9 protein-coding genes, 1 other RNA gene and 1 pseudogene are annotated in these 10102 nt (G+C 51.5%); all 11 read right to left on the bottom strand.

The genetic code is table 11. The annotated features are described in order from the left end of the window. Positions 1–316: 316 nt before the first annotated feature. Positions 317–1066 (bottom strand): hypothetical protein, encoded by a 750-nt coding sequence (locus tag NFS35_RS28010; RefSeq protein ID WP_251210255.1) that lies wholly within the window; start codon positions 1064–1066, stop codon positions 317–319. A 108-nt stretch (positions 1067–1174) separates the two neighbouring features. Then, complete coding sequence (hflX, locus tag NFS35_RS28005) at positions 1175–2464, bottom strand: GTPase HflX (RefSeq protein WP_251210254.1); 1290 nt, start codon at positions 2462–2464, stop codon at positions 1175–1177. Then, complete coding sequence (locus NFS35_RS28000) at positions 2461–3972, bottom strand: sensor histidine kinase (protein WP_251210253.1); 1512 nt, start codon at positions 3970–3972, stop codon at positions 2461–2463. Before NFS35_RS28000 ends, hflX begins: the two co-directional genes overlap by 4 nt. 140 nt (positions 3973–4112) lie before the next feature. Continuing rightward, on the bottom strand, positions 4113–4796 hold the full coding sequence (locus NFS35_RS27995) for a response regulator transcription factor (RefSeq protein ID WP_251210252.1): 684 nt from the start codon (positions 4794–4796) through the stop codon (positions 4113–4115). Between the two features lie 16 nt (positions 4797–4812). Further along, entirely contained in the window at positions 4813–5385 is a 573-nt protein-coding gene (locus tag NFS35_RS27990) for a hypothetical protein (RefSeq protein ID WP_251210251.1), read from the bottom strand. 90 nt (positions 5386–5475) lie between these two features. Beyond that, positions 5476–5859: a transfer-messenger RNA gene (gene ssrA / locus NFS35_RS27985) on the bottom strand. 10 nt (positions 5860–5869) lie between these two features. Then, complete coding sequence (locus NFS35_RS29175) at positions 5870–5992, bottom strand: hypothetical protein (RefSeq protein WP_275564746.1); 123 nt, start codon at positions 5990–5992, stop codon at positions 5870–5872. A 117-nt stretch (positions 5993–6109) separates the two neighbouring features. Beyond that, positions 6110–6580 (bottom strand): SsrA-binding protein SmpB, encoded by a 471-nt coding sequence (gene smpB / locus NFS35_RS27980; protein ID WP_251210256.1) that lies wholly within the window; start codon positions 6578–6580, stop codon positions 6110–6112. Between the two features lie 135 nt (positions 6581–6715). After that, positions 6716–8902, bottom strand: coding sequence for a ribonuclease R (gene rnr, locus NFS35_RS27975; RefSeq protein WP_251210250.1), 2187 nt, complete (start codon positions 8900–8902; stop codon positions 6716–6718). Between the two features lie 64 nt (positions 8903–8966). Next, positions 8967–9206 (bottom strand): preprotein translocase subunit SecG, encoded by a 240-nt coding sequence (gene secG / locus NFS35_RS27970; protein WP_251210249.1) that lies wholly within the window; start codon positions 9204–9206, stop codon positions 8967–8969. Between the two features lie 156 nt (positions 9207–9362). After that, positions 9363–10102, bottom strand: a pseudogene (locus NFS35_RS27965) (hypothetical protein); the annotation flags it as partial.

The raw sequence follows: 10102 nt of genomic DNA, 5'->3' as shown, positions 1-10102 counted from the left end.
CTCTGAATTTCCTCCATCCTTGCGGATGGTCTCCGGAATCTTCAGGGTTGCATTGCTGTTCGTTTGTCAAGGTGCTCTGTCGTCTTCATCAGCGACAACTTTGATAGGATATCATATCTTTCCGCTTTTGTCAACAACTTTTTTATTTTTCCTTCAATCTTTTTGGATTGACCGTTGTCGTGTTTGCCTGACAACGAAATATACTATAACACCTCTTCCTCCAATTGTCAACACTAAATTTTTTATTTTTTTGACTTTTTTCAACAATTTAATTTTAAGGGCAAAAAAACGCCCATCAATGGGCGTTTTCATCGCGTCATGTCTCATCGGACAGTTGAATTGTGTGTGACTTTGACTCATTTTTCAATTGAACCGCTACAGGGGCCCCTGACTCTGCCAGGCTCTCATCCACCTCTGTCACCAATACCACTTCGGCGCTGCCTCCCGCTGGCAAGGTATCCGCATAAAAAGCCATGTCATTTGGCAGCAACGTTGCAAGCGCCCTCCGGGAACGCTCTTCCCCTATGGAAATCCTGTATGAGGTCTGGGAGGATAATAAATCTACTTTTGTTTCCTGCTCCTGTGTATTCGTAATGGAGAATTTAAGTATCATCAGCTTCTTTCCCTCGGTTGCCGTGACCGCAAAAGCATCACTGTCAGCCGGATAGCTGTCGCAGATTTCCTGCCCCGTATATTTCAGGACGACTCCCTCCGGGAATCCCATCACTTCTTCCGCACTGTAGGAAACCTCTTCCGCGGACTGCTCTCCCTCGGCCGTCTGCGCTCCGGAGGCATCCACTACAGGAGTGTCGTCCACCGGATCCATCCCCACCGTCTCCTCCGGAGCCGGAGTGCTCACAGGGGCTTTGCTCTCCTCCTCTACGGGAGGCAGGTCCATGAGTCTGCTGCTTCGTCCTGCGTCATACTTCGTCAGCGCATAGGCGACATATTCGCCCACAGCCCGCATCTCTTCCTCTGTCATCTCCGGAATCTGGTTCTCAGCGCATCCGCTCAGCCCCAGCATCGCAACAGCCATTACCGTCATCAAGCTCTTTTTATATTTCATCTCATCTCTTCCTTATCCAGTTCCTGTTTTAAATACCCATCCCGCATTCTGTATCGCAGCGCTTCTTTAATCATACAACATATTTCTCCGCCAGACAAGCAAAAAATGTTATTGCGCGCTTTTTTGGTACATGCCATATTTATCCGCGTCACTTTTATGACAGCTGACTCTAATCCATACGCCCTCATCCCTGTACTCCTGCTCCAGCACTGTGGCGTTTTCCATGAAATAGGAAACAATACCTCCCTTATCATATGGCAGAAGAAATGACGCCTGAACCCGGTCTGCATAGACGCATTCTTTAATCAGCTCCACCAGCTCTTCTATGCCGCAGCCCTCAGAAGCCGCCATGTAAATCTGCCTGCCCTTTACTCTGGGCATATCCGCCACATCGCATTTATCCGCCTTATTGTAGACCACAATCTGCGGGATGTCCCCTGCCTCCAGCTCCTTTAAAGTCTCTGCTGTCACTTCCATCTGCTGTCTATAGTGCTCATCTGAAAAATCCACCACATGAATCAGCAGATCCGCGTACCTGACCTCCTCCAGAGTGGAACGGAAAGCCTTTACCAGCCCATGGGGCAGTTTATTGATGAATCCCACCGTATCTGACAGGAAAAAGGGAATGTTCTCATCTGTCCTGGGATTGATGCAGCGCACATTGGTATCCAGCGTTGCGAAGAGCATATCTTTCTCCAGCACAGTCTTGTCTTTCTTGTCTCCGTACAAATCCACCATGCGGTTCATGATAGTTGACTTTCCGGCATTGGTATAGCCCACCAGGGCCACCTTGGGAATCCTGGACTGACTGCGCTTCTTCCGCATGGTCTGCCTTGCCCCGGCCACCTCGTCCAAATCTTTCTTCAGTTCGCTGATGCGGTGCTCAATCTTACGCCTGTCCAGCTCCAGCTTCGTCTCTCCCGCGCCTCTGTTGCTTAAGCTGCCCCCGGTAGTTCCGCCCTGTCTGCTTAAGTTTTCCCGCATTCCTACCAGTCTGGGCAGGAAATACTGCAGTCTTGCGGTCTCCACCTGGAGCTTCGCCTCTTTTGTCTGGGCCCTGATGGCGAAAATGTCCAGAATCAGATTGGTCCTGTCCAGCACAGGAAGCCCCAGCTCCCGGCCGAGATTGCGCACCTGGGAGGGAGAAAGGGCGTTGTCGAAGACAACCTCCTGCGCTCCGCACTGCCCGGCGTACTCCCGCACCTCTTCCACCTTGCCGGTGCCGATATAAAATGCCTTGTTCACAGCCGGCATGCGCTGGACGATGATGCCCGCCACCTGCTTATAAGCAGCCTCCGCCAGACTTTTCAGCTCCTCCATAGAATGGTCGAAGTCCTGTTCCTCCCCCGTATCCAATCCTACCAGAAGCACTTTTGTATAAACCATTTCCTCGATCATGCTTCCCCCCCGTTCCCGCTCTCAGCGGACGCTATATTCCCCTCCAGTTCGAACCAGAACAGCACTCCGTTATTATAGTTCTCCACGCCGTACTTCTGATTCATGGATTCCATGATGGCCTTGACAATAGACAGCCCGACGCCGCTTCCCCCGTACTCTCTGGTCCTGGCCTTATCTACTTTATAGAATTTCTCCCAGAGATGCGGGATGGATTCCTCCGGGATAGGAGCTCCTGTGTTGAACACGCCTATTCTCACATTCAAGCCTCTCTGTTCCAGAGAGATGACGATTATCTTTCCCTTTTCTTCGTCCACCGCCCGGCAGTGGTTCACCGCGTTGGAGAAATAGTTCATGAAGACCTCCTCGGTCTTGTACACATCCCCCCATACATAGGCGGGCTCATACTCCGCCATACGCACCGTTATCTCATTCTGCCTGGTGAGGATTCCCGCTGACTGGACATAATTTTTTATCAGCGCCGTCACGTCGAACCGTTCCATGGCCACCACGTCATTGCCGAATTCCAGCTGGTTCAGGGTCATCAGCTTCTTCACCATGTTGTTCATCTTCGCCGCCTCGTCCATGATAACCTCGCAGTAGAAGCTGCGGCTCTCCGGATCGTCATTGACTCCCTCGGACAATCCCTCGGCATAACCCTGTATCAGCGCGATAGGCGTCTTGAGCTCGTGGGAGACATTTGCCAGGAAGTCCTTTCGCATGGCGTCTATCTCCTCTTTTTTCTCAATATCCTTCTGCAGCTCATTGTTGGCCGTCTTGAGCTCTGATATGGAACGCTCCAGAGACGCGGAAAGCTTGTTGATGTTCCCGCCCAGCAGGCCTATCTCATTGCGGTCGCCGCCCTCGTACTTCGCCTCGAAATCCAGATGCACCATCTTCTCCGATATGCGGCTGAGCTCCAGAATGGGCTTCGTAATCCTTGTGGAGACAGCCCAGATGATGATGCCGCCGGCCAGTACGGTCACTATTCCCATATAAGCCAGAAAGCGGTTGGAAATCTTCACGCTCTCCCGGATGCTTTCCAGCGGCGTGTGCATGATAAAGGAGATGCCGCTGTTCAGTCTGCCGTACATTTCCAGGAAATCCGCGCCGTCCGCGTGTACCTGCTGAACCACATATTCATCGTTCTGCACGATTACCTTCACGGCATCGTTGAAAAAGCCGAATATATATGCGGCCAGCCTTTTTTCCAATTCCTCTCCGCCGTTGATGGAGGCATATTTCAGCCGGGAATTGGCGTCCATGACATAGACCGTGATATTATATATGCCGCAGATATCGTTCAGTTCCTTGCGGAACTCCTCCGTACTGTAAGTATCACTGTTCGCCGCCTGCGATATCGCGTCATAGGCCTCATAGATGACCTCTGTCTTGCTCCTGATATAGTACTGTTCCAGGAATATATTGTTCATCAGCCAACACAGCAGAATCGTTCCTGCCATCAGCCCGATGAAAATCAGCGCCAGCTGCCGCCTGATCGAATGCGTCATCTAAGTCTCCACCTGACCTCTCTCACATCCCGATTGCCGTCTTTCCCATGGGAAATCTTTCCCATGGGAAATCTTTCCCATAGGAAACGTGCCCGTTCTGCCTGTCTTCTCCCGGCCCGCAGCCCTATGCCCATGGGCCGTCATTGCTTATCCTCTTCCAATTTGTAGCCCATGCCCCATATGGTCTTGATCAGTTCCCCTTTCTCTCCCATTTTGCTGCGGAGTTTCTTCACATGGGTGTCGATGGTGCGGGCGTCCCCGAAATAATCATAATTCCACACATTGTTCAGGATGCGCTCCCGGGACAGGGCTATCCCCCGGTTCTCCAGGAAATACGCCAGCAGTTCAAACTCTTTATAGCTCAGTTCTATCGGTTTACCGTCTATCTTCACCTGATGGGCCGCTTTGTCCATCTCGATGCCGCTGCAGCTCATGACCTCCTCATTCACCGCCTGATTGGTACGGCGCAGGATGGCCTCAATCCGCGCCACCAGTATCTTCGGGCTGAAAGGCTTCGTGACATATTCGTCTACTCCAAGCTGGAAGCCCTGCAGCTCGTCCTGTTCGTCCGCCCTGGCCGTAAGCATGATGATAGGCACCTTGGAGTAGGAACGGATTTCCCGGCACACCTGCCAGCCGTCCATCTTCGGCATCATGACGTCCAGAACAATCAGGGCAATCTCCTTTTCCTTGAAAAAGATGTCCAGCGCTTCCTCCCCGTCCCCGGCCTCAATCACATCGTAGCCGCTTTTTATAAGGAAGTCCCGCACCAGCTTGCGCATCCTGCTCTCGTCGTCCACCACCAATATCTTCAACCGCTCCATCTGCGCGCCTCCTTTCCTACTGGTCCATCTTCAGTTCCCTCTCCTTTTCACGAACAGCCTGCTCACGCTGTGTCAGTTCCTGCTCCCAGGTGGCGTACTTGTCTGTGATGACCCTCTCATAGTTGACGATATTGGGCTGGTCGCTGGCAAAGGATATGACGAACATGGCGATGATGGCAACTACCAGCATCACATTTAAAGCCACAGAAAGCAGGAAACGGCTCTTTTCTTTATCCTTATCTTTTTTCTTAGACGGAGCCACTCTTGCCCGGGCGGGGCTGGTCTGCTCCCGCAGCCCTCCGTCGAAAGGGATGTACAGCGGAATCTCCATGACACTCTTTGGATCCATCTCCGGCTGGGAAAGCAGAAAGTCCCGAAGTTTCCTCAGATAGCGCAGACCTATCGGCGTCTTGAACAGGCGCTCATGAATGGTCTTCTCATATATATAGCGTATGCTTTCCGGGGAGGAATAATCTATGCGCTCCTCCAAATAAGCGATTCTCTGTTCCTCCGCCCTGGCCAGCTGGGCATCCTTTTCCGTAAGGAACAGGTATCCTCCGACAGACAATGCAGCTTTTTCCGAATCCATATGACACCTCCTAAAAAACAGGCTGCCGCATTGCCCGGATTGCCTCATGCGCCAGCCGCTTTTCTTATTTCATAATGATACAAGTGTTACGAGTGGAGTAGAGGGGAGTCGAACCCCTGTCCAAAAGCCTATTCCCTGTCCTTCTACTATCATAGTTCGTTATCCTGGCAGGTCTCTCTCCCGCCTGTTCCCTCCTGTGGCAGACAACGAACAATCGGCCATATTCGGTAGCTTCATGATACGCCCATGCGCGCAAAGCTTAACGCATGTCGTTTCCCACATCATCGATGCCCGGGTTCCGGAGTGTGGGTGCCCCGGAGCGGACAAGCCGCCAAAGGCGGCGTCACCAGCTGCGGTTAGGCAGCCAGTGCGTACTGATAATTATCTTCAGCGTTTAGTTTAGTTGTGCGATTAACGTGTCGCAACGGATAGCTTCTCCAGCTGCAAGACCCCTGTCGAAACCTTTACTACCCCTTATTCAATTTTATGCCTGTGACTCTTTTATAACATCCAATTCCGTAAGATTGATACCCTCCGCAAGTATCATATATCCCTGAAGCCTGGCAAATTCTTCTACATTTTTCTGCAATAACTCCTCTTCTGTCATATGCCACCTTCTTTCTGAGAAAAGCCATCTGCAGGACATTTTCATTATAGCAATCTTTTTGAAAAGTGTAAAGCCTTTGTTGAACAAAAACTGCGTCAGCAGGCGAAAGCTTCTCCCTTACAGATTCCTGACCTTGAAGTCCCTCTCCATCTCCCTGCGCTGGTCCTTTTTGGCGATGGACTCCCGTTTGTCATAGAGCTTCTTGCCACGGGCCAGGCCTATCTGGGTCTTGACTTTGCCGTTCTTAAAATAGACCTGGAGGGGGACAAGGGTATAGCCTTTCTCGGCAACCTTGCCCGCCAGCTTGTTGATTTCATATTTATGCAGCAGAAGCTTTTTGACACGCAGGGGGTCTTTGTTGAAAATATTCCCTTTTTCGTAGGGGCTTACATGCATGCCGTAGACAAATATCTCTCCGTCCTCTATGCGGATGAAAGACTCCTTGATGCTGCATTTTCCCATGCGCATGGACTTGACTTCCGTGCCGTGGAGGGATATGCCGGCTTCATAAGTCTCCTCGATAAAATATTCGTGATAAGCTTTCTTATTATTGGCTATCAGCTTCTGCGGTTCCTTTTCCTTTGCCATTCCTGTCACCTCTGTCTCACGTTTCACTGCCGCCTGCGGCAATCTGTTTCCGAAGCTGCCCCTCCGGCCTGATCCGGCGGCAAAATCCCTGTCCGCTATGGCAGCCTCTTTTTTCAGGCATTGTATGGACACATGTTATGCAATGCTGAAATCAATGGTCCGGTTGAACCGGTCACAGTCCTCCACCCTCACCCTGACGGGCATGCCCAGTTTGTAGCTCTTCCCTGTAGCGTCTCCCACCATCTCGTATCTGCTTTCGTCATAGCGGAAATAATCACCAGGAAGTTTGGAGACATGTACCAGCCCCTCTACCGTGCTGGGCAGCTCCACATAGATTCCCCAGCTGGTGATGCCGGAGATGACTCCCTCATAAATTTCGCCGATTCGTTCCTCCATGTACTCCACTTTTTTCAGCTTGTCGGTCTCCCGCTCGGCCTCGTCCGCGCGGCGCTCCGTCTCGGAAGCATGCTTTGCCACCTCCGGCAGAATCTCCCGGTAATGGGCAGTCCGCTCCTCCTTAAGCCGTCCCCGCAGCTGTTCTTTGATGATTCTGTGAATCTGCAAATCCGGGTATCTGCGGATAGGGGAGGTGAAGTGGCAGTAATACTGACATGCCAGCCCAAAGTGCCCCGTGCATTCCGTGCTGTATTTCGCCTGCTTCATACTGCGCAGGGCCAGACGGCTGATCATAGGTTCCTCAGGCGTCCCGGCAATTTTTGCCAGGAGCTTTTGAATCTCCTTGGGGTGGACTTCCTCCCCGGAGGTCTTCTGCCCGGTTCTGCCCACGGCTTTCATATAGAGTCCTAAATTATTGATGAACGCCGACAGTTTCCGGATCCGCTCCCCGTCAGGCACATCGTGGATACGGTATACAAAGGGCAGTTCCATCCAGTAGAAATGCTGCGCCACCGTTTCATTTGCCGCCAGCATGAAATCCTCTATGATATCCGTGGCCACGTTGCGCTCATAGGGCCTGATTTCCGTGGGATGGCCCTCTTTATCCAAAAGAATCCTGCACTCCGGAAAATCAAAGTCAATGGAGCCCCGTCTGCGGCGCTTCTCCCGCAGGATGGCGGCCAGCTTCTCCATCTCCCGGAACATGGGCAGCAGCTCTTTATACTGCCCATAGCCTTCCTCCCTGTCCGCCAGGTTTTCATCCTCCAGCAGTTCTTTCACGATTGTGTAGGACATGCGCTTATCGACGCGGATGACGGACTCGCATATCTCATAATCCGAAATCTCCCCATCCGGCTCCACGGTCATCAGGCAGCTCAGGGCAAGTCTGTCCACTCCCTGATTCAGGGAGCAGATGCCGTTGGACAGCGCATGGGGCAGCATGGGGATGACCCTGTCCACCAGATAGACGCTGGTGCCGCGGTTCAATGCCTCCCTGTCCAGCGCGGAATTCTCCTGGACATAATTGGTCACATCCGCAATGTGGACGCCCAAGTGATATTTTCCGTCCTCATAAGAAACGCTCACCGCGTCGTCCAGATCCTTTGCATCCTCTCCGTCTATGGTCACCATCATCATATCCCGCAGATCCCTGCGCCCGGCCATGTCCGCCTCGGATACTTCCTGGGACACCCGCTCTGCCTGGTTCATGATTTTCACGGAAAATTCCACCGGCAGCTCATAATTCCTGACAATGGACATGATATCCACGCCCGGGTCATTGATATGTCCCAGAATTTCCACCACTTTTCCCTCGGGACTCTTCCGCTCATTGCCATAGTCCGTGATGTCCACCACCACTTTGTGGCCGGTCATGGCCCCCTTTGACTGCTCCCTGGGAACAAAGATATCCCTGGCCAGCTTCGTATTGTCCGGAATCACGAAACCATAGTTCTCCGACACCCGGTCATAGGTGCCCACAATCTGCGTCATGCCTCTGGCAATGATGCGGATTACCTGGGCCTCCTGCCTCCTGCCCTCGCTCTCCGGCAACAGGGCCACCTCCACGGTATCCCTGTGGAACGCGCCGCCGGCCTTGCCCTCGGGAATATAGAGGTCTTCCTGGAAAGCCCCGTCTCCGGCACTTTCTATCTCCACGAAGCCAAAGCCCTTAGGATGGCTGATGAAAGTACCAATCAGGGCCGGTCCGTTTCCTTTCACATATTTCGCTCCGGAAGTAAGGGAGAGCTTCCTCTCTTCCAAAAGTTCCCGCAGGATACTGCGGAACTCCTCTCTGTCCTCTTTTGCCACCTGCATGAACGCAGCCAGCTCTTTCTCTTTCATGGGAACATAGATGGAATCATTCACCAGTTCGCAGATGATTTTCTTTCTTGCCTCCCATGACGCTTTCTGATCCTTATAACCCATATCTTCTCCTAATATGACAAAAAACACTCTTGCAGCATCCGCAAGAGTGTCTCAGTTCCGTACCTTAAAATACATTCAGATTCAGTATGACCGCAAGAATCATGAACAATGCAGCCAACACCTTGGTAAGCTTTACCAGCAGACCCTCCATGGAGCGTCCTTTATTCTTGCCCCAATAGGTCTCGGCGGCCCCGCTGATGGCTCCAAGCCCTGCTGACTTGCCCTCCTGCATCAGTACCAACACAACAAGCGCTATGCATATGAAAATAAATAAAATTGTCAGTATAATCTTTAAGGCTCCCAACTGTCCCACACCTCCTAAAGCCCTGCATCATCATGATCCAAACATTTTGATTTATCAGGAAATCAAGTGATACAATCCAAACACGTTTCATCTTAACACATGCCAGATAAAAAAGCAACCATTTTTTCCGACAAATGCACAATCATTTTACGCCGGTCACTGAACCAGAACCGCCTCGTACTGCACATCCTTATCGCGGTACAGTGAGGTCAGCATCAGTTCGGCGTCATTGTGACAGATTCTGCCATCCTCACTGTATATAGAAAAAATACCCTCTCCCGCCAGCCCGGACAGTCTTTCTCTCTGGAATGTATCCGCAATATAGACAGGAATCATCCGCAGCAGGATCTCGCCGCAGCTATATTCACCGCTATAACATGCCAAATCGCTGACAGCGCTCCTGCAAAGGCCATCCTGTACGTCAAGATAGGCCGTGCGGAGTTCTCCATTGGAATAGGCATAATAATATTGCATCTGCCCATCGTTCATCCCATAATCCTGAAGATACACTATGCTGGACGGGCCGCTGTACTGTATATTCGCCACAGGATAAATCGCGGAATCCACCCTGTCATAAAAGGTATACGCATAGGACTCCCCGCTCCGATCCAGATTCCTGGTGAACCCGTCCACACTGGAAATGCAGCCTTTGGAATATCCGGCGGAACTCATCTCCTCTGCCAGAAAGTCCACTATAAAGGCATTTTTCATCCAGTAAAAATCAATCAGGCGTTCCACCTCATTCTCCTCCGCAAATTCCAGATACTCCTCCGCTACCCGCAGGCAGATTCTGTTCTCTCCCAGCAGCTCCAGATTTATTATCCCTAAAGTCGGATTATAAGTACTCAAAACGATAAAAACCAATATGCCGGCATCAAGAAACCTTGATTTTATCA

This window comes from Acetatifactor aquisgranensis (assembly GCF_943193215.1).
In the GTDB taxonomy this organism is placed as follows: domain Bacteria; phylum Bacillota; class Clostridia; order Lachnospirales; family Lachnospiraceae; genus Acetatifactor; species Acetatifactor aquisgranensis.
The sequence above is the reverse complement of the archived record's forward strand: the minus strand, read 5'-3'. Positions and strand labels throughout refer to the sequence as shown.